15 protein-coding genes, 1 tRNA gene and 1 pseudogene are annotated in these 19,282 nt (G+C 66.3%); 7 read left to right on the top strand and 10 right to left on the bottom strand.

Going from position 1 to position 19,282, the window contains the following annotated elements; translation table 11 throughout:
• Positions 1 to 15: 15 nt before the first annotated feature.
• Positions 16 to 990 carry a Bug family tripartite tricarboxylate transporter substrate binding protein gene (locus Cte04_RS01175; protein WP_066470371.1) on the bottom strand — a complete coding sequence of 325 codons (975 nt, stop codon included), beginning with the start codon at positions 988 to 990 and terminating at the stop codon, positions 16 to 18.
• 192 nt (positions 991 to 1,182) lie between these two features.
• Positions 1,183 to 2,151: an AraC family transcriptional regulator gene (locus tag Cte04_RS01170; protein ID WP_066470369.1), complete on the bottom strand. Its 969-nt coding sequence runs from the start codon at positions 2,149 to 2,151 to the stop codon at positions 1,183 to 1,185.
• 141 nt (positions 2,152 to 2,292) lie between these two features.
• Between Cte04_RS01170 and Cte04_RS01165 the strand changes: the two genes are divergently transcribed.
• From Cte04_RS01165 to Cte04_RS01155, 3 genes and pseudogenes are all read left to right on the top strand, one after another.
• Positions 2,293 to 3,450, top strand: a complete 1,158-nt coding sequence (locus Cte04_RS01165) for an FAD-dependent monooxygenase (RefSeq protein WP_066470367.1) — start codon at positions 2,293 to 2,295, stop codon at positions 3,448 to 3,450.
• Between the two features lie 331 nt (positions 3,451 to 3,781).
• Positions 3,782 to 4,471, top strand: a complete 690-nt coding sequence (locus tag Cte04_RS01160; protein ID WP_066470364.1) for a phosphoribosyltransferase — start codon at positions 3,782 to 3,784, stop codon at positions 4,469 to 4,471.
• Positions 4,383 to 5,795, top strand: a pseudogene (locus Cte04_RS01155) (erythromycin esterase family protein). Before Cte04_RS01160 ends, Cte04_RS01155 begins: the two are co-directional and overlap by 89 nt.
• Before the next feature lie 106 nt (positions 5,796 to 5,901).
• On the opposite strand, the gene Cte04_RS01150 reads toward Cte04_RS01155, so the two are convergent.
• The 3 genes from Cte04_RS01150 to Cte04_RS01140 all read right to left on the bottom strand — a co-directional run bounded on the left by Cte04_RS01150 (position 5,902) and on the right by Cte04_RS01140 (position 7,528).
• Positions 5,902 to 5,992 (bottom strand) — tRNA-Ser (locus Cte04_RS01150).
• 90 nt (positions 5,993 to 6,082) lie between these two features.
• Entirely contained in the window at positions 6,083 to 7,000 is a 918-nt protein-coding gene (locus Cte04_RS01145) for an SPFH domain-containing protein (protein WP_066470361.1), read from the bottom strand.
• 102 nt (positions 7,001 to 7,102) lie between these two features.
• Positions 7,103 to 7,528, bottom strand: coding sequence for an NfeD family protein (locus tag Cte04_RS01140; protein ID WP_066470353.1), 426 nt, complete (start codon positions 7,526 to 7,528; stop codon positions 7,103 to 7,105).
• Between the two features lie 140 nt (positions 7,529 to 7,668).
• Here Cte04_RS01140 and Cte04_RS01135 point away from each other — a divergent pair, with 140 nt between their 5' ends.
• A complete protein-coding gene (locus tag Cte04_RS01135; RefSeq protein ID WP_066470351.1) occupies positions 7,669 to 10,275 on the top strand; it encodes an arginine/lysine/ornithine decarboxylase in 2,607 nt (868 codons plus the stop codon).
• A 78-nt stretch (positions 10,276 to 10,353) separates the two neighbouring features.
• Complete coding sequence (locus tag Cte04_RS01130) at positions 10,354 to 10,800, top strand: VanZ family protein (RefSeq protein ID WP_066470350.1); 447 nt, start codon at positions 10,354 to 10,356, stop codon at positions 10,798 to 10,800.
• A 96-nt stretch (positions 10,801 to 10,896) separates the two neighbouring features.
• Here Cte04_RS01130 and Cte04_RS01125 read toward each other — a convergent pair whose 3' ends face one another.
• The 3 genes from Cte04_RS01125 to Cte04_RS01115 form a co-directional block, all read right to left on the bottom strand.
• Entirely contained in the window at positions 10,897 to 11,925 is a 1,029-nt protein-coding gene (locus Cte04_RS01125) for a Bug family tripartite tricarboxylate transporter substrate binding protein (RefSeq protein ID WP_083526432.1), read from the bottom strand.
• A 156-nt stretch (positions 11,926 to 12,081) separates the two neighbouring features.
• A complete protein-coding gene (locus Cte04_RS01120; RefSeq protein ID WP_066470349.1) occupies positions 12,082 to 13,305 on the bottom strand; it encodes a CaiB/BaiF CoA transferase family protein in 1,224 nt (407 codons plus the stop codon).
• Between the two features lie 93 nt (positions 13,306 to 13,398).
• Positions 13,399 to 14,340 carry a hydroxymethylglutaryl-CoA lyase gene (locus Cte04_RS01115; protein ID WP_066470347.1) on the bottom strand — a complete coding sequence of 314 codons (942 nt, stop codon included), beginning with the start codon at positions 14,338 to 14,340 and terminating at the stop codon, positions 13,399 to 13,401.
• A gap of 121 nt (positions 14,341 to 14,461) precedes the next feature.
• Here Cte04_RS01115 and Cte04_RS01110 point away from each other — a divergent pair, with 121 nt between their 5' ends.
• Entirely contained in the window at positions 14,462 to 15,190 is a 729-nt protein-coding gene (locus Cte04_RS01110) for an IclR family transcriptional regulator (protein WP_066470344.1), read from the top strand.
• Positions 15,191 to 15,261: 71 nt separating this feature from the next.
• Here the strand turns inward: Cte04_RS01110 and Cte04_RS01105 are convergent, their stop codons facing one another.
• Both Cte04_RS01105 and fabI read right to left on the bottom strand, forming a co-directional pair.
• Positions 15,262 to 16,161, bottom strand: coding sequence for a DNA ligase (locus Cte04_RS01105; protein ID WP_083526431.1), 900 nt, complete (start codon positions 16,159 to 16,161; stop codon positions 15,262 to 15,264).
• Between the two features lie 226 nt (positions 16,162 to 16,387).
• Positions 16,388 to 17,188 (bottom strand): enoyl-ACP reductase FabI, encoded by an 801-nt coding sequence (gene fabI, locus Cte04_RS01100; protein WP_066470342.1) that lies wholly within the window; start codon positions 17,186 to 17,188, stop codon positions 16,388 to 16,390.
• Between the two features lie 224 nt (positions 17,189 to 17,412).
• Between fabI and Cte04_RS01095 the strand changes: the two genes are divergently transcribed.
• Positions 17,413 to 19,233, top strand: a complete 1,821-nt coding sequence (locus tag Cte04_RS01095) for an extracellular solute-binding protein (RefSeq protein ID WP_245633246.1) — start codon at positions 17,413 to 17,415, stop codon at positions 19,231 to 19,233.
• Positions 19,234 to 19,282 lie beyond the last annotated feature (49 nt).

The following is a 19,282-nucleotide window of genomic DNA, read 5'->3' as shown; positions in this document are numbered from 1 at the left end:
GGCGGGACGGGCCCCTCAGTTGACCTGCATCTGGGCCTTGCGTGCCGCATCGCCCAGCCGCCTGTATTCGGACTGCGTCAACGCCTCGAAATCCTGCGCCGTGGAGCCCTTGGGCGTGAAGCCGGCCTGCACCAGCTTGTCCTTGACGGCCGGATCGCTCAGTGCCCGGTTGATGGCCGCATTGAGCCTGGCGACGATGGCAGGGTCCACCTTGGCCGGTCCGTAGACGCCGAACCAAGGATCGACCGCATAGCCCTTGAGGCCGCTTTCCGCGATGGTCGGCACATTGGGCAGCGAGGGGCTGCGTTCGCTGCCGGCCACTGCCAGGGCCTTGAGCTTGCCTGCCTGGATATGCGGCAGCGAGGCCGGCAGATTGTCGAACATGGCGGGCAGATGGCCGCCCAGCATGTCGGTGATTCCCGGTACGCTGCCCTTGTAGGGCACATGCGTCATGTCCAGCCCTGCCATCTGGGCAAACATCACGCCGGCCAGATGCATGCTGGTGCCGGCACCGGCCGTACCGTACTGCTGGCCCGGATGGGCCTTGATGTAGGCGATGAACTCCTGCACGTTGCCGGCGGGGAAATTCCTGCCGACCTCCAGCACGATGGTCGAGTAGCCCAGCATGGAAATGGCAGTGAAGTCCTTGCGCGGATCGAAGGCCATCGATTGGTAGATATGCGGGTTGAGTGCATTGGTGGAGATGGCTCCGAAGCCTATGGTGTAGCCGTCGGGCCTGGCCTTGGCCACGGCATCCATGCCGATGTTGCCGCCGGCGCCGGGCCGGTTCTCGATCACCACGGGCTGGCCCAGCGTGCGGGCCATGTGCTCGCCCACGACACGGGCCACCAGATCGGTCGTGCCGCCGGCCAGGTAGGGGACGACGAAGGTGATGGGTTTTTGCGGAAAGCCCGTTTCGGCATAAGCGCTTGCCATGCCGGCGAACGCACCCAGCGCGGCAAGAGAGGCAAGAATCTGGCGGCGGTGCATGAAGTCTCCTTGTGGATTCTGTGGAAGCGAGGGAAATCGCTGCCCGAAGCTTTGCCTGAAGCAGGGCCGGGCAGTGGCATGGCGTTTCTGCCACGCCTGCGAGCCGAGCAAGTTAATCGCCAGGCGCGCAGGGCGGCAGGCGGCCAATACCTACGTAGTCTTGCCTAATGGGCGGCCCGGCGGCGGGGGGCTTCATCTCAGCGCGGCGAATTCCTCTCTGAGCGCCCGGGTGCTGCGCTGGTAGGCGCGTGGCGGCAGGCCGCACCAGCGCTTGAAGGCGCGGGCAAACACGCGCTCCGATTCGTAGCCGCAATCCTCGGCGACCTGCGCCAGCGGCAGGCCCGATTCGAGCTGCTGTGCGGCATGCGCCATGCGCTGCTGCAGCAGGTAGGCCATGGGCGATTCGCCCACCAGCATCTTGAATTTCTCGGCAAACCGCGAGCGCGACATGGCGGCTTCCCGCGCCAGGGCCTGCAGGCTCCATTCATGGCGGGGGCGGCCATGAATGGCAGCCATGGCCCTGGCAATCTGCACATCGGCCAGGCCGCGCACCCAGCCCTGCCCGTGCTGCTGCGTGGCGAAATGGTTGCTGAGCACATGGACCAGGACCAGTTCGCCCATGCGGGCTGCCGCGAGACGCCAGCCCGCACGTCGCGCCAGCGAGTCTTCTATCAGCGCCTGCAGCATGCTGCCCAGCATGGCCGGCGGGGCGGCCTGCGCGGCGGGTATGTGCAGCAGCGGCGGCAGCAGATTCAGTATGGTGTGCCGGCCGTGGGCCGATATCCACAGCAGTACCGAATCGATGCGGGTCGCAGGCCCGCTGCCGCCGTGCTCGAAGGTCAGCGGATTCTCATCCTTGGGACCTTGCGCAAAGCGTTCGATCATGCGGGCGAACGGAACCGGAGCCAGCGCCAGGTCGGATGCGATCACGTGCGGGCTGCCCAGCGGCAGCACCACCAGATCGCCGGGCATGACCTGCAGCGGCGCCTGGCCCTGCACCTGCAGCCAGTAGGGCTGCCCCTGGGCAATCCGGACCATCGCCCCCGGCACGCCTTCGGACGCCAGCGCCCAGGGTGCACGCAATGAAAAGCTGGCCGTCACCGCTCGTTCGGCCCGGCAGATGGCCAGCACGTCGCTCAAATGGTCGCTGCTTTGCTTCATGGGGGATCCGGGACGATTTGTGCCATTTTATGGATGCTTTGCGCTTCACGTGGAGATCAGCTTTGCCGACACTGGCGGGCACCGGGCCGGACTGCCTGCGCAGCCGGCCAGAGCAATCCATACCCATATCAAGGAGCGAGCATGGCCAAGACACGATTGAAAATAGGCATTGTGGGAGGCGGCATCGGCGGCCTGGCAGCAGCCAATGCGCTGCACCGCAGCGGGCACGAGGTGACGGTGTTCGAGCAGAGCCGGCAATACCTGCGCGTGGGTGCGGACATCAACCTGACGCCCAATGCCGTACGCGCCCTGGATGGACTGGGCGGGGGCATCCCGGCCGCGGTACGGGCTTCGGCTGCCCGCCCCACGCACCGCATCAGCCGCACCTGGGACAGCGGGGAGGAAACCTCGCGCCTGACCATGGGCGATGAGGCCGAGCGCCAATATGGTGCACCCCAGCTCACCATCCACCGCGCCGATCTGCTGGCGGCGCTGGCCGATGCCTTTCCCTCCAGGCAGGTCAAGTTCGCCAGGCGTGTAACCCGGATTGCCCAAGCCGACACCGGTGTTTCCGTTGAATTTGCCGACGGCACGCGGGCCGACGGGCTGGACGCGCTGATCGGGGCGGACGGGATCCACTCGGTGGTGCGCACGGCCTTGTTCGGCGCGGAAAGCCCGCGCTTTACCGGCGTGGTGGCATTTCGCACCGTGGTGCCCACCGAGCGCGTGCGCGATGTTCCCGATATCGGTGCCTTCACCAAGTGGTGGGGGCCGACTGCGGACAGCCAGATCGTGACCTTTCCGCTCAACCAGGGCCGCGATACCTTCATCTTTGCAACCACGGCGCAGGAGTCCTGGCACGAGGAGTCCTGGACCACCGAAGGCAGCGTGGCCGAACTGCGCGGCTTCTATGCGGGCTTCCACCCCCATGCACGGGCCTTGCTCGATGCATGCGACAGTGTGCTCAAGACGGCTTTGTACGAGCGCGATCCGCTGCCGCGCTGGTCTCAGGGCCGGGTATCGCTGCTGGGCGATGCCAGCCACCCCATGATGCCCTTCATGGCCCAGGGGGCCGGCATGGCGATCGAGGATGCGGTGGTGCTGGCCCGCAATCTCGATGCCGCGCCAGGTGCCGACGGCGTGCCGCAAGCCTTGCAGAACTACGAGGCCATGCGCAAGCAGCGCACCAGCCAGATCCAGGTCGGCTCGCGGGGCAACAACTGGCTGCGTGCCGGAGGCAATGCGGACTGGGTCTATGGCTATGACGCCTGGAAGGTGGCCTTGACGGCCGAATCCTGAGCCTGCTCTTTCTGAGCGGCTGCATAGGGCCGCCATTTTTGCCGGTAGTCCCTCCGGGGCTGAGGATCCCGCCCCGGCGGCCTCCACGCGGCCCTCTGCGTTCCAGCTTGGTGGCACCATCCGTGCCACTGCAGCCCTTGCGGCAGGGCTTGCAGCAAGCAAGGCATAGACCTGGAGACAGTGGTCAAAGTAGCCAAGACAGGCTTGCCTGAGCAGTGATTCGGGAGCATGGTTTGCGGGAATGCCAATTGCCGCAGCCGCCATACCTGGCCACTCGTTCGACGGCATCGGACGTGGACGGACTGCTGCATGCAGCAGGAAGGAGCCGAGCATGGTGTTTCGCGACCGAAGACATGCCGGGCAGGAGCTCGCCCAGGCTTTGATGGCCTTTGCCGATCGGCAGGACCTGCTGGTTCTGGCGCTGCCGCGCGGTGGCGTGCCGGTGGCCCTCGAGGTTGCCCGTGCCTTGCATGCCCCGCTGGACGTGATCGTGGCGCGCAAGCTCGGCGTGCCGGGCCACGCGGAGTACGCCATGGGGGCGCTGGCCAGCGGCGGCATCCGGGTACTCAACGCAGACCTTGTGCGCCAACTGCGCATTCCGGATGCGGCGGTCGAGGTGGTGGCACGCGCCGAGCAGCAGGAACTCGAACGGCGCGAGCGGCTTTACCGCGACCGGCAGCCGCCGCTGGTTGTTTGCGGCCGCACCGTGATCGTGGTCGACGACGGCCTGGCCACCGGCTCCACCATGCTGGCAGCGGTCAAGGCGTTGCGCCTGAAGCGGGCCGCACGCATCGTGGTTGCGGTGCCGGTGGCCACGCGGCGGGCATGCGCGGCCTTGCGTGCCGACGCCGATACGGTCATCTGCGCCAACACGCCCGAGCCGTTTCGCGCCGTAGGCCAGTGGTACGGCCATTTCGAGCAGACCACCGACGATGAAGTCCGCCAGTGCCTGGCCGAAGCGCGTTCCGTATTGGCTGGACACGTACCAGGAGATTTCGATGATGGACAGCGACAGGAATGAACAGGCGTTGGTGGACGCGGTGCGCTCGGCAGCGCTGCCGCTGGATCATGAGGGCGATTGCCAGGCGGTGCTTGATCTGATCGGCGACGCGCATTTCGTGCTGCTGGGCGAAGCCTCGCATGGCACGCACGAGTTCTATGCGGGCCGCGCCCGCATCACGCAGGCGTTGATCGCGCGCAAGGGCTTCCACGCCGTGGCGGTCGAAGGGGACTGGCCCGATGCGCACCGCATCAACTGCTTCGTGCGCGGGCGGGGGCAGGATGCCTCGGTCGAGGCGGCATTGCGGAGCTTCAGGCGCTTTCCCACCTGGATGTGGCGCAATGCCGATGTGGTGGACTTCGTCGGCTGGCTGCACGAACACAACCGAAGCCTGCCATCTTCCCTGCGTGCGGGCTTCTATGGCCTGGACCTGTACAGCCTGCACAGTTCCATGGAGGAGGTGCTCAGGTATCTGGAAGCCGAGCATCCGGAACTGGCAGCTCTGGCGCGCGAGCGCTATGCCTGCTTCGACCAGTTCGGCGAGGACAGCCAGCTCTACGGCTTGCTGACCGGGGTGCGCGGCATGGCAGGCTGCGCGGAGCAGGTCGTGGCCAATCTACTCGATCTGCGTCGGCGCATAGACGAGACAGCCCGCGCCGGCGAGGTCGATGCCGAGGATGCATTCGATGCCGAGCAGAACGCCCGGCTGGTTGGCAATGCCGAGGCCTACTATCGTTCGATGTACATGAGCGATGTGTCGTCCTGGAACCTGCGCGACGCGCACATGGCACAAACCCTGCAGGCGCTGGAGAGGCATCTTGGCAGGCATGGCGAGCAGCCGAAGATCGTGGTGTGGGCGCACAACTCCCATCTGGGCGACGCACGGGCCACGGAGATGGGGGAGCGGCGCGGCGAACTCAACCTCGGCCAGCTGATGCGCGAGCGGCATGGCAGCGACGCGTTCCTGGTCGGCTGGAGCACCCACGGAGGCAGCGTGACGGCTGCTTCGGACTGGGATGCGCCGACACGGCGCATGGCGGTGCAGCCTGCGCGCCAGGATAGCTACGAGCATCTCATGCATGCCACCGGCATGGAGTGTTTTGTCTTGCCACTGCGTACGGGGCCACATCTACAGGGCTTGCGCGAGCCCCGGCTGGAGCGGGCCATCGGCGTGATCTAGCGGCCCGAGACCGAACGCCACAGTCACTACTTCCACGCCCGGCTGCCCGACCAGTTCGATGCATTGATCCACATCGACCACACCTGTGCGGTGCAGCCGTTGGAGCCGGGCACGCACTGGCGCACCGAACGGGAGGCTCCCGAGACCTATCCATCCGGAAAGTAGGCGTCATGAAAAGCCATGGCTTGCATTCTGCAAATCCAGGAAGCATTTCCAATGCTGAAATGCCAAAACGAAAAAGGCCTTGGATTCCAAGGCCTTTTCGAATTTCTGGCGGAGAGGGCGGGATTCGAACCCGCGGTGGGCTATTAACCCACACACGCTTTCCAGGCGTGCGACTTAAACCGCTCATCCACCTCTCCGTGCGCTGAAGCTGCTATTCTAACCAGAAATTTCATGGGCTAAATGAAAAAGCCGCAGCTAATTTGCCGCGGCCGGGCGGGATGGCGTGTTCAAGCGTTGCCCTTGCCCACCTGGACCATCTTCATGGCCGAGGTGATGAGGCTGGTCACCTCGGTCATGTTGCTGGGCACGACCAGCGTGGTCGTGGCATCGGCCGCGACCTTGCTGTAGGCATCCACGGCGCTTTCCGCCACCTTGAGCTGCACGGCCTGTTCGCCGCCGGGCTGGCGGATGGCAGCCGCAATGCGCTCGAGCGCCTGGGCCGTGGCATCGGCCACGGCAGTGATGGAGGCCGCTTCGCCCTGCGCCTTGTTGATGGCCGCCTGCTTTTCGCCTTCGGAACGGGCGATGAAGGCCTCGCGCTCGCCCGTGGCGATATTGATCTGCTCCTGGCGGCGGCCTTCGGAGGCGGCGATCAGCGCACGCTTTTCGCGCTCGGCCGTGATCTGGGCCTGCATGGCGCGCAGGATTTCCGAGGGAGGCGTCAGGTCCTTGATTTCATAGCGCAGCACTTTCACGCCCCAGTTGAGCGCGGCTTCGTCGATTGCCGAGACCACCTGGGCGTTGATCATGTCGCGCTCCTCGAAGGTCTTGTCGAGTTCGAGCTTGCCGATCACGCTGCGCAGCGAGGTCTGGGCCAGTTGCGTCACCGCCATGATGTAGTTGGACGAGCCGTAGCTGGCGCGCATGGGGTCGGTCACCTGGAAATACAGAATGCCGTCCACGGTCAGCTGGGTGTTGTCGCGGGTGATGCAGACCTGGCTGGGTACATCCAGCGGGATTTCCTTGAGGCTGTGCTTGTAGGCGATGCGGTCCACGAACGGCACCAGGAAGTTGAGGCCGGGAGTCAGCGTGCCGGCATATTTGCCCAGGCGCTCCTTGATCCATGCATGCTGCTGCGGGACGACCTTGACCGAGCGGGCCACAAAGATGATGGCGATAACGATGATGGCAATGGCAATTTCCATGGTCTCTCCTGCCCCGCAGGGCGTTGGCTCATAACAAGTGGTGAAGGTGGATCGGATGCGGCTGCCTGCGCGGGCGCAAGCCCGCGGCAGCGCGCGGCGGCGTCATATCTTGTCGACCAGCAGCCGGTTGCCGATGACTTCGGCGACGCGGTGCATGCCGGAAGCGGGCAGCCCGCCAGGGCGGCCGATGACGGTCCAGGTGGCGCCGCGGTAACGGACCTGGGCCGTGCCGTCAGGATTCCAGTGCTCGACCATGACGGTCTCGCCCACGTCCATGTTCACATCGCGGTTGCCGGTGGCGGGCAGGCGGGCAGGGCGGCGCTTGCGGACCAGATAGCAGACCAGCACAGCTCCCGCGGCCAGCACGGCGGCCACGATGATCTGGGTGTGATTGCTCATGCCGAGATGCGCGCTTGCGGCGCCGGCAACGGCACCCAGGGCCATCATGAGCAGGTAGAAGGTGCCGGTCAGCAATTCTGCAATGACGAGCACCCCGGCGATCAACCACCAGATGGTGGAGTATTCCATGCCAAGTCTCCTTTTTCGGCGTGTGTTCAGAGCACCACATTCTGGGTTAAAAAACGACCTGTTTCAAAGCCGCAATAAGGATATTCCTTACACTTCGCGGCTGTTTCGTTTTTTAGGCCCGATTGGTACGGAGGCTGTCCATGAAATTTCGCTTTCCCATCGTCATCATAGACGAGGACTATCGTTCCGAGAACACCTCGGGACTGGGCATCCGTGCCTTGGCGCAGGCCATCGAGCAGGAAGGGTTCGAGGTCCTGGGCGTGACCAGTTATGGCGACCTGTCGCAGTTCGCGCAGCAGCAAAGCCGGGCCAGTGCCTTCATCCTGTCGATCGACGACGAGGAATTCACGCTGGGCGGCGACAAGGACCCCATCATCCACAGTCTGCGAAACTTCATCGGCGAGGTGCGCCGAAAGAACGAAGAGGTACCGATCTACATCTACGGCGAGACCAAGACCAGCCGGCACCTGCCCAACGACATCCTGCGCGAGCTGCATGGCTTCATCCACATGTTCGAGGACACGCCGGAGTTCGTGGCCAAGCACATCATCCGCGAAGCCAAGAGCTATCTGGAGAGCGTGCAGCCGCCGTTCTTCAAGGCGCTGCTGGACTATGCCGAAGACGGCTCGTATTCCTGGCACTGCCCGGGACACTCGGGCGGCGTGGCGTTCCTCAAGAGCCCCGTGGGCCAGATGTACCACCAGTTCTATGGCGAGAACATGCTGCGCGCCGACGTCTGCAATGCCGTGGAGGAACTGGGCCAGCTGCTGGACCACAATGGCGCCATCGGCGAGTCCGAGCGCAATGCCGCGCGCATTTTCAATGCCGACCACTGCTACTTCGTGACCAACGGCACCTCGACCTCGAACAAGATCGTCTGGCACCACACGGTGGCTCCCGGCGACGTGGTGGTGGTGGACCGCAACTGCCACAAATCCATCCTGCACTCCATCATCATGACGGGTGCGATTCCGGTGTTCCTCAAGCCCACGCGCAACCACTTCGGCATCATCGGCCCGATCCCGCAAAGCGAGTTCAGCGTCGAATCCATCCAGGCCAAGATCGCCGCGAACCCGCTGCTCAAGGGCGTGGACGCCAGGTCCGTCAAGCCGCGCGTGCTGACGCTGACGCAGTCCACCTACGACGGCGTGCTCTACAACACCGAGACCATCAAGCAGATGGTGGACGGCTATGTGGCCAACCTGCACTTCGACGAGGCCTGGCTGCCGCATGCGGCCTTCCATCCTTTCTATGGCAGCTATCACGCCATGGGCAAGAAGCGCGCGCGCCCCAAGCATTCGGTGGTGTATGCGACCCAGTCCATCCACAAGCTGCTGGCGGGCATCAGCCAGGCCTCGCATGTGCTGGTGCAGGACAGCCAGACCGAGAAGCTGGACCACCACCTGTTCAACGAGGCGTACCTGATGCACACCTCGACCAGTCCCCAGTACAGCATCATCGCCAGCTGCGACGTGGCCGCGGCCATGATGGAGCCGCCCGGCGGTACGGCCCTGGTGGAGGAGTCCATCCTCGAGGCCCTGGACTTTCGCCGCGCCATGCGCAAGGTGGAAGACGAGTTCGGCGACGACGACTGGTGGTTCGAGGTCTGGGGACCCGAAGCCCTGGCCGAAGAGGGCGTGGGCACGGCCCAGGACTGGATCATCCGCGGCCATGACGCGGCCCCCCAGCGCAAGGGCAGGGCCAAGAATGGCAAGCAGTTCGACAACTGGCACGGCTTCGGCAATCTGGCCGATGGCTTCAACATGCTGGATCCGATCAAGTCCACCATCGTCACGCCCGGCCTGGACCTGGACGGCGACTTTGCAGACACCGGCATTCCCGCCTCCATCGTCACCAAGTATCTGGCCGAGCACGGCGTGGTGGTCGAGAAGACGGGCCTGTACTCGTTCTTCATCATGTTCACCATCGGCATCACCAAGGGCCGCTGGAACACCATGCTGACGGCGCTGCAGCAGTTCAAGGACGACTACGACCGCAACCAGCCGCTGGCGCGCATCCTGCCCGAGTTCGTGCAGCAGCACCGCCGCTACGAGCGCATGGGCCTGAAGGACCTGTGCCAGCACGTGCATGAGCTGTATGCCAAGTACGACATCGCGCGCCTGACGACGGAGATGTATCTGTCGGACCTGCAGCCCGCGATGAAGCCATCGGACGCCTACGCCCACATCGCTCAGCGCAAGACCGAGCGCGTGGAGATCGACCACCTGGTGGGCCGCACCACCGTGGGCCTGGTCACGCCTTATCCACCCGGCATCCCGCTGCTGATTCCCGGCGAGGTCTTCAACAAGAAGATCGTGGACTACCTGGTGTTCGCGCGCGAATTCGCCAAGGAGTGTCCGGGCTTCGAGACCGACATCCACGGCCTGGTGGAGCTGGAGGACGAGCATGGCGAGATCCGCTACTACGCCGACTGCGTGGTCGAATCCGAGCCTGCCAAGTCCGTGCCTGCTAAGAAGGCTCCTGCAGCCCGCAAGACTGGAACCGCCAGGGCTGTGGCCCAGACGGCGGCCAAGCCCGCCGTGAAGGCCGGTGCCAAGGCGGCTGCGAAAGCCGCCTCCAAGGCCCCGGCCAAACAGGCGAGCAAGGCCGTGTCCAAGGCAAAGGGCCAGGCCGCAACGCCCGCCGACATGGACGTGCGCGTGGCCGGTACGGCCGCCAAGCCGCCCAGGAAGGGCAAGAAGCCGGTGCAGGTCGGCGACAGCGGCCCGTTCGGCCGCACGCTCTGAGGCAGCAGTTGCACCGCCGACATGGATGCAACTGGAACAAAGCCCGGCATGCCGGGCTTTTTTTGACGCAATCAAGCCATGAATTCCATCGTCCCGGCCGCTGCCCAATCGCGTCTCTGGCGAGTCGGGGCCGCCTGCAGCCTGGCATGGGCGCTGTTCGTGCTGTGGGGTTGCCTCAATGAAACGGGCGCCAGCGGCGGTCTTGTGCTGCGGCTGTTCCCGTTTTTGCAAGGCCTTGGCTACATGGACAAGCTGGTGCATGCGGGCCTGCATGGCGTTCTGGCCACGCTGCTGTGGTGGACCGGGTCGCTGCGCGCGCGCAGCCGGGGCCGGGCATGGTCTGCGGCACATGCCGCAAGCGTGGTGCTGTTGTGTGCGGCCTATGGCGGATTGATCGAGATCCTGCAGGCCATGTTCACCGCCACGCGCGGCGCCGAATGGCTGGATGCGCTGGCCAATGCCACGGGTGCGGGCCTGGCTGCGCTGCTGTGGCAACTGCTGGCATCGCGCCAGCCTGCTAAATAAAAAGATAGCGGCGGGCGCTTGCCTGGCCTGGTTTCTCAATGTGGTCGGCTTGAAAGCAGGCGAAGGCAAGCGCCGACTGCTTCCAATACGATAGCTTCATTCCAGCGTGATCTTCGCGTCGCGGATCAGCGCGGCCCAGCCGGCCTGTTCCTTTTGCAGATAGGCCTGGGCTTGCTGCAGGCTGCCGCCCATGGGCGTGCTGCCCTCGGACTGAAGCTGCTTGAGCACGCCGGGATCCTGCAGCGCCTGGTTCACGGCGGCATTCATCTTCTGTGCAATGCCCGCGGCCGTGTTCCTTGGCGCGACGATCAGCTTCCAGTCCACGGCCTCGAAGCCCGGAAAGCCGGATTCGGCCACCGTGGGCACCTGGGGCAGTATGGGCAGGCGCTGGGCCGAAGTCACCGCCAGCGCGCGCAGGCGCTGGCCCTTGATCAGCGGATACACGGCCTGGGGCGTACCGAACATGTAGTGCGTCTGCCTGCCCAGCAGGTCCGTGACGGCCGGCGAAGCGCCTTTGTAGGGCACGTTGAGCACCTGGATTCCGGCCTTGAAGGACAGCATTTCTCCGGCCAGGTGGCCTACGGTGCCTGTGGAAGCCAGAGCCTGGCGGATGCCGCCGGGCTGGGCCTTGGCGGCCTGGATCAGATCCTGCAGCGACTTCCACGGCGAATCTGCGGGCACGACCAGCACCATGGGCTGCGAGGCCACCAGCGCCACGGGGACCAGGTCGGTCCTGGGATTGAACGGCATGCTGGGCAGCAGTGCCGGATTGATGGCCAGATTGGCCGTCTGGCCCATGCCGAAGGTATAGCCGTCGGCCGCGGACTTGGCCACGGCATCCAGGCCGATGTTGCCGCCCGCGCCCGGCTTGTTGTCCACCACGATCACCCAGCGGTTGAGGTTGGCCACGCGCTCGCTGATCAGGCGGGTGACGACATCCGTGCCGCCACCCGGCGTGTAGGGCACGACCATGCGTATGGCCTTGGCCGGCCACTCGCCGGGCTGGGCCACGGCATGGCCGGCGGCAAGCGCCAGGGCCAGCAGCGCGCCGGCGGCAAAGGCTCTGCGGCCCGGGCGGCTGGCTGCGGGTGCTTGAAGGGGCTGGATGGAATGCGTGTTCATCATGGTCTTGTCTCCTGGAATCCCGGCAAAGGCCGGGCAAAGCAATCCCCGGGGCGCGCGCAGGCGCCTTGTGGCGGGGCGGGTTCGGCAGCGCCGGCGGTGGTCAGTGCTGCGGTCGGTATGGCTGCCTGCACCGGTGGGGCAGGGCAGCCTGCCGGTTCAAAGTGGCTGGCCCTGGGCCAACGCCTGGGCCTGCGCGGGCGTGTAGCCCAGCGCGGTCAGGATCTCCAGGCTGTGCTCGCCCAGCTTGGGCGGCGACAGGCGCACTTCAAGGTGCCTGCCGTCCAGCGTGAGCGGCAGCAGCACGGTCTTGCTGGCGCGGCCGTCGGGCAGCTCGATGGGGGCCAGCGCACCCGTGGCGTTCAGGTGCTCGTCCTCGAGCAGGTCGTGGGGACGCGCGATGGGCGCGAACGGCAGGCCTTGTTCCTCGAAGACCTTGGCGATATGGGAGGCGCTGTAGCCGGCCATTTTTTCGCGCAGCAGCGGCATGAGCCAGCTGCGGGCCTGCACGCGGTCGTTGTTGGTGGCCAGGCGCGGATCGTCGCGCCACTCGCCCAGGCCGAAGGCATCGCAGAAGACGCGCCAGGCGCCGTCGCTGACCACGGCCAGGAAGATCTGCTCGCCGCCCTGGACCTCGAACACGTCGTAGATCGCCCAGGCCGAAATGCGCGCCGGCATGGGCGCCGCGGGCTTGCCGGTGACGGCGTACTGCATCATGTGCTGGGCGATCAGGAAGACGTTGTTCTCGAACAGCGCGCTCTGCACCTCCTGGCCTCTGCCGGTTTTCTCGCGCTGGGCCAGGGCTGCCATGGCGCCCATGGCGCCAAACATGCCGCCCATGATGTCGTTGACGCTGGTGCCGGCGCGCAAGGGGTCGCCGGGGCGCCCCGTCATGTAGGCCAGGCCGCCCATCATCTGCACCACTTCATCCAGCGCGGTGCGGTGCTCGTAGGGGCCGGGCAGGAATCCCTTGTGGCTGACATAGATGAGGCGCGGAAAGCGCTCCCTGAGGCTTTCATAGTCCAGGCCCAGCTTTTGCATGGTGCCGGGCTTGAAGTTCTCGGTCACCACGTCGGCCGAGGCGATCAGGCGCAGCGCGGCTTGCTTGCCTTCGGGCGTCTGCAGGTCCAGCGTGAGGCTTTTCTTGTTGCGGTTGAACAGCGGGAAAAAACCCGCACCCGAGCCCAGCAGCTTGCGCGTGGCGTCGCCATTGCGGCCGTGGCCCACGGGCTCGACCTTGATGACTTCGGCGCCCAGGTCGGCCAGCATCAGGCCGCAGCTCGGGCCCATGACCATGTGGGTGAACTCGACCACGCGGATGCCCGAATACGGCAGGCTGGCCGGGCTGGCGGAGGGAAGGCCGGAGAGGGTGGAATCGCTCATGAAAAGAAAAGGAAAAAGGTAATTTTTTGTATGCGTGGCTGCGGTCTGGCGGAGCTGCCCTGGGAAGACGGCGGCCCGGGCCAGGCTGGCTGCCTACGCGGCGTATTTGCGGGGCTCGAAGCCCTGGGGCAGGCCGGCCGGCGGCAGCATGCCGTAAAGCTCCTCGCCGGGCAGGCCGGCGGCCAGCGCCTGGCGCGCGGCGATGAGGCGCTCCAGATCCACGCCGGTGCGTATGCCCATGGCCTCGAACATGAAGACCAGGTCCTCGGTCACCACGTTGCCGGAGGCGCCCGGCGCATAGGGGCAGCCGCCCAGCCCCGCCTGCGAGGCATCGAAGGTGCGCACCCCGGCCTCGTAGGCGGCAAGGCAATTGGCCAGGCCCAGGCCGCGCGTGTTGTGCATATGGGCGGCGCCGGCCCGCTCGCCCAGCTCGGCGCGCAAGCGCATGAACAGGCGCTTGACCTGGGCCGGGTTGGCCATGCCCGTGGTGTCCGACAGGCCCGACTCGTCGGCCCCCGCGGCCACGCAGGCCACGGCCAGGGCAATCACCTCGTCCTCGGGCACCAGGCCCTGCAGGGTGCAGCCGAAGGCCGTGGAGATGCCGGCCTCGATATGCACCCGAGGCGCGATCTCGTCGCGCAGCCGGGCGATGGCGCGCACCTCGTCGACCATCTGCTGGGGTGTCTTGCGCACATTGGCCATGGAGTGCGCAGGGCTGGCCGACACGGGCAGCGTGATCTTGTGCGCGCCGGCACGCATGGCAGCTTCGGCGCCCTTGAGATTGGGCACCAGCGCCATGACGGTGAGGCCGGGGTGCTGGATGGCATGGGCGACGACCCGGTCGGCATCGGCCATCTGCGGCAGCAGCCTGGGCGATACAAAGGAGCCCACCTCGATCTCCTGCAGGCCGGAGGCGGCCAGCGCATCGATCCAGGCGAGCTTGTGCCCGGTGGCCATGGTGGAAGCCACGGACTGCAGGCCGTCGCGCGGGCCGACTTCGCTGATGAGAACGTCGAAACGGGGTTTGTATGACATAGGGCGGCGCCTGGGCTTGGATTGGCTTGAATAAAGTGTTCTAATAGATAGAACTAAATTCTTTCTATTGAAATACTGCTTGCGACTTGCTGCCTTGTCAAGAAGCAGGCGAGGAGTTCCTATGCCGCGCAAATCCGCGACCGAGTCGGTGGCCGACGAAAATGCAGCGCCTGGCGGCGTGGCTGCCGTGGACCGGGCCCTGAGCGTGCTTGCCGCCTTCCGCGATGGCGATGTGGCGCTGGGCCTGGCCGAGCTGGCCGAGCGCACCCGGCTCTACAAAAGCACGGTGCTGCGGCTGCTGGCCTCGCTGGAGCATGGCGGCTGGGTGGTGCGCCAGGACGACGGCCGCTATGCCGTGGGCCCGGCCGTGGCGCGGCTGCATGCGGTCTATGCGCAGAGCTTTTCGCTGGACAAGCTGGTCATGCCCGCGCTGCGCGCCCTGGTGCAGGCCACGGGCGAGAGCGCGGCCTACCATGTGCGCCAGGGCAGGGACAGGCTGTGCCTGTACCGCGTGGACTCGCCGCACCCGGTGCGCGACCACGCGCGCGTGGGCGACCTGCTGCCGCTGGGCAAGGGGGCGGGCGGGCGGGTGCTGGTGGCCTTCGATCCCGAGCTGGGCGACTGGGTGAAGAAGGACAGGGCGCACTATGCCCGCGTGCGTGCCAATGGCTACGAGGCGCTGGTGGGCGACCGGCACAGCGAGATCGCCGGCATCTCGGCGCCGGTGTTCCGCAAGGACAGCGCGCTGGCGGCCGCTCTGACGCTGACCATGCCGGCGCATCGCTATGACGAGCGCTACATAAGGAACGTGCTGGAAGCCGCGCGTGCGCTGGGCGCACAACTGCCTTGATCGTGGTGGCTTTGGGCTCCAAAGCGGCCCGAACGCTTTCCAGCAAAGCGCAAGCAGCTATCAAAAGGTGATCATTGGACGGCAGCCGGCAGGTAGTCCAGCTCCTGCCTGACCCGCAGAAAGCGTGCAAAGCGGGGCAGCCCGCTTTTCTCGTGCAGGCCCTGGTAGCGGTAGGTGACCCAGCTGCCCAGCGGCGGCGGGTTTCTGCGCAGGGCGGCCGTGAGGCCCGCGCCGAGCGCAAACTGCCGGCCCTCGGGTGTCTGCACCACCAGGGCACCGGTCATGCCTTCCCATTGGCCCTTGCCATTCCTGTAGCCGACCACCCGGGCCTCGGCATCGTCGAAGGGCTTGAGCTTGAGCAGGTCGTCGCTGCGCCCGCTGCGGTAGATGGCGCTGCCCTTGTGCAGCATCAGGCCTTCGCCGCCACCGCGCACCACCTGGCCGAGCCAGGCCTGCAGCTCGGCTTCGCCGGCCAGCTTGCGCTGCGCCACGGCCTGCACCCAGGGGCGGTCGATGGTCTTGACCGTGGCCTGCAGCATGGGCAGACGCTGGTCGAAGCTGCCCGGGGCGGCGGGCAGGTCGAACACCATGAACCGCAAGCGGCGCCAGGCCGCATCGTCGGGTGCTGCCTGTGCCGTCGTGGCCTGGGCATGGGCGAACTGGCCGCGCCCGGCCCAGAGCTCGCCGTCCATGGGGGTGGCGGGCCAGCCGGCGGTGAACCAGGCGGGTGCGGCAATCGGGTTGCCGCCGCGGCTGATGAGCCGCTGCCCATCCCAGTAGCCGCGCACGCCGTCGTATTTCTCGCTGACCCAGTAGTCCTGCAGCGGCAGACCCTGGCGCCAGACATGGGCCAGCATCAGCGCGGGCGATACCGGTGCGGCATCCCGCGCTTGAAGGCCGGGGGGCAGAACCAGACCGCAGGCGAGCAGCGTTGCGGCAAGCATGGTGCGCAGCAGGTGGCGGTAATGCATGCCTTCCCTCCGGGGTGAGTGATGCGTCGCATGCTAGGCAGGGCCTTGGGGTTTGTCGATGCAGGTCTTTCCCGAAAAGCAAAAGCCCCGCAGTTGCAGGGCTTGGGATGCGGCGAGAGGCCAAAACCGGCGCGGCCCCAGCGAGGGGCAGCAAGCAAGGGCCGCCCCGCCGCGAGGCTGCCGTCCCCCTCGGGGGAGCCGCGCAGCGGCTCAGGAGGCTACAAGTTCACACCTGGTCAGCGGACAGGCCGGCTGTCTGGCTGAAGCCGCCGTCCACATAGGTGATCTCGGCGGTCACGCCCGAGGCCAGGTCCGAGAACAGGAAGGCGGCCACGTTGCCCACGTCCTCGATGGTCACGTTGCGGCGCAGCGGGGCTGCGTCGGCCACGCGGCCCAGCAGCTTGCCGAAGTCCTTGATGCCCGAGGCGGCCAGGGTCTTGATCGGGCCGGCGGAAATGCCGTTGGCGCGGATGGCGCGGCCGTCCTCGGTGCGGCCGACGGCTTCGGCCAGGTAGCGCACGGAGGCTTCCAGCGAAGCCTTGGCCAGGCCCATGGTGTTGTAGTTGGGGATGGAGCGCAGCGCGCCCAGGTAGGACAGCGTCAGCAGCGAGGACTTGTCGTTCAGATAGGGCAGGGCTGCCTTGGCCATGGCCGGGAAGCTGTAGGCGCTGATGTCGTGGGCGATCCTGAAATTCTCGCGCGTCAGGCCGTCCAGGAAGTTGCCGGCAATGGCCTCGCGCGGCGCAAAGCCGATGGAGTGCAGAAAGCCGTCGAACTTGCCCCAGGTGGCGCCGATGTCGGCAAACAGCTTCTCGATCTGGGCGTCGTCGCCCACGTCGCAGTCGAACACCAGCTTGGAATCGAATTCGGCCGCAAATTCGGTGATGCGGTCCTTGAAGCGCTCGCCCACATAGCTGAAAGCCAGCTCGGCGCCTTGCTGGTGGCAGGCCTTGGCCACGCCGTAGGCAATGGAGCGGTTGGACAGAACGCCCGTGATCAGCAGTTTTTTACCGGCGAGAAAACCCATTGTTGTTCTCCAAGAAAGAAAGGTGGAATTTGGCTCCGCCCGGGCCGGGCAGCCCATGCGGGGCCCGGCGGGCGTCAGAGTCCGCCAGATTGGCGGTGTCTCGTCTGGGGCAGAATTGTCGCATGCGCCATTGGTTGACAGGACTTACACAGACAAGCGGACATGCCTGCCGTGCGGCGGAGGCGGAAGTCCGGCCCGGATCGAGACTGCGCCGGCCGCGTGCGGTGCTCGCACTGCTGCTTGCCGGCGCCTGGGCCGGCACGCCGGCCTGGGCGGACCATGCCTATGCCCTCTGGGGCAAGCCGCTGTATCCGCCGGGATTCGCCCATTTCTCCTATGTGAATCCGCAGGCGCCCAAGGGCGGCGAACTGCGGCTGGTGAGCAATCTGCGCATCTCGACCTTCGACAAATACAACCCGTTCACGATCAAGGGATCGGCCCCGGCCTATCTGGCCGAGCTGATGTTCGATACCTTGCTGACGCCTTCGCTGGACGAAACGGCCACGGGCTACGGCCTGCTGGCCGAGGATGTGACGGTGGCGCCCGACGGGCTGTCGGCCAGCTTCCGGCTGCGGCCCCAGGCGCGCTTTCACAACGGCAAGCCGGTGACGGCCGCCGACGTCAGGCACAGCTACGAGACGCTGACCGGCCCCCATGCGCTGCCCGGCTACAAGACGCTGCTCGTTGATGTGGACGGCGTCGATGTCCTTGACGAGCGCACGGTGCGCTTTCGCTTCAAGCAGCCCAACCGCGAGCTGCCGCTGGTGGTGGGCGCACTGCCCGTCTTCAGCCGCGACTGGGGGCAGGAAAACGGCAAGCCCAAGCCTTTCGACCAGGTGGTGACGGATGTGCCCATCGGCAGCGGCCCGTACCGGATCGGTCCGGTGCGCTTCGGCAAGGACATCACCTATGTGCGCGACCCGGGCTACTGGGGCGCAAAGCTGCCGGTACGCGTGGGTACCGCCAATTTCGACCATGTCACGGTCAAGATCTACCGCGACAACACGGCCCGCCTGGAGGCGCTCAAGGCCGGCGAGTTCGACCTGATGCGGTTTTTCAGCGCCGGCGACTGGGCGCGGCGCCTGTATGGCAAGCGTTTCGACTCGGGACAGCTGGTCAAGGGCGAATTCGCCAACCGCCTGCCCTCGGGCTTCCAGAGCTATGTGCTCAATACGCGCCGGCCCCTGCTGCAGGACGTGCGCGTGCGCCAGGCCCTGGGCCTGGCCCTGGACTTCGAGTGGATGAACCGCCAGATGTTCTATGGCTCCTACCAGCGCGTGCAGGGCTTGTTCGGCAACACGGCCTGCGAGACCCATGGCATGCCCGACGACCGCGAGCTGGCGCTGATGGAGCCCTGGAAAAAGGATATTCCGGCAGCGGCCTTCGGCCTGATGACCGAGCCGCCGCGCACCGACAGCGGCCAGACCCTGCGCGACAACCTGCGCAAGGCGCAGCAGCTGCTGCGCGACGCGGGCTGGGCCGTGCAGGACGGGGTGCTGCGCAATGCCCGGGGCGAAGCCATGGAGCTGGAATACCTGGACAGCAGCGAAAGCGGCATCCGGCAGGTGGCGCCCTGGATGCGCAACCTCGAGAAGCTGGGCATACGGCTGCGCTTTCGTCCCGTGGACTTCGCGCTGTACCAGCAGCGCGTGGACAAGTTCGACTACGACATTATCTCCATCGCCTACCAGGGCACGAACAACCCCGGCCAGGAGTTCGCCGACCTGTTCGGCAGTCGTTCGGCCGACACCGAGGGCGCGGGCAATTTCCCGGGTGTGAAGAATCCCGCGGTCGATGCCATCATCAAGAAGATGACCGAGGCCAAGTCCGAGCAAGAGCTGCTGCCGGCCTGCCATGCGCTGGACCGCATCATTGCCGCCGGCCATTATCTGATTCCGCAATGGAGCGCGGGCACGCACCGCATGGTGTACGACTCCTGGCGCCTGGTGCGCCCGGCCGTGGTGCCGGCCTATGCGCCGGGCGAGACCTGGGTGATCAATACCTGGTGGGCGCGCATGCCCCCGCGCACGGCGCCGGCTCCCTGAGCGGCATGGTGGCGCCTGGTGATGGTCTCGGCGGCCAGGGCGGGCGTCC

Source organism: Comamonas terrae, assembly GCF_001544075.1.
GTDB lineage: Bacteria > Pseudomonadota > Gammaproteobacteria > Burkholderiales > Burkholderiaceae_C > Comamonas > Comamonas terrae.
Note: the sequence above shows the minus strand (reverse complement) of the source record. Positions and strands in the feature narration are given on the sequence as shown.

Bases quoted from the DNA above. Each gene is read 5' to 3' on its own strand.
- Cte04_RS01175 (WP_066470371.1), bottom strand. From the start codon at position 990: ATGCACCGCCGCCAGATTCTTGCCTCTCTTGCCGCGCTGGGTGCGTTC.
- Cte04_RS01170 (WP_066470369.1), bottom strand. From the start codon at position 2,151: ATGAAGCAAAGCAGCGACCATTTGAGCGACGTGCTGGCCATCTGCCGG.
- Cte04_RS01165 (WP_066470367.1), top strand. From the start codon at position 2,293: ATGGCCAAGACACGATTGAAAATAGGCATTGTGGGAGGCGGCATCGGC.
- Cte04_RS01160 (WP_066470364.1), top strand. From the start codon at position 3,782: ATGGTGTTTCGCGACCGAAGACATGCCGGGCAGGAGCTCGCCCAGGCT.
- Cte04_RS01145 (WP_066470361.1), bottom strand. From the start codon at position 7,000: ATGGAAATTGCCATTGCCATCATCGTTATCGCCATCATCTTTGTGGCC.
- Cte04_RS01140 (WP_066470353.1), bottom strand. From the start codon at position 7,528: ATGGAATACTCCACCATCTGGTGGTTGATCGCCGGGGTGCTCGTCATT.
- Cte04_RS01135 (WP_066470351.1), top strand. From the start codon at position 7,669: ATGAAATTTCGCTTTCCCATCGTCATCATAGACGAGGACTATCGTTCC.
- Cte04_RS01130 (WP_066470350.1), top strand. From the start codon at position 10,354: ATGAATTCCATCGTCCCGGCCGCTGCCCAATCGCGTCTCTGGCGAGTC.
- Cte04_RS01125 (WP_083526432.1), bottom strand. From the start codon at position 11,925: ATGATGAACACGCATTCCATCCAGCCCCTTCAAGCACCCGCAGCCAGC.
- Cte04_RS01120 (WP_066470349.1), bottom strand. From the start codon at position 13,305: ATGAGCGATTCCACCCTCTCCGGCCTTCCCTCCGCCAGCCCGGCCAGC.
- Cte04_RS01115 (WP_066470347.1), bottom strand. From the start codon at position 14,340: ATGTCATACAAACCCCGTTTCGACGTTCTCATCAGCGAAGTCGGCCCG.
- Cte04_RS01110 (WP_066470344.1), top strand. From the start codon at position 14,462: ATGCCGCGCAAATCCGCGACCGAGTCGGTGGCCGACGAAAATGCAGCG.
- Cte04_RS01105 (WP_083526431.1), bottom strand. From the start codon at position 16,161: ATGCATTACCGCCACCTGCTGCGCACCATGCTTGCCGCAACGCTGCTC.
- fabI (WP_066470342.1), bottom strand. From the start codon at position 17,188: ATGGGTTTTCTCGCCGGTAAAAAACTGCTGATCACGGGCGTTCTGTCC.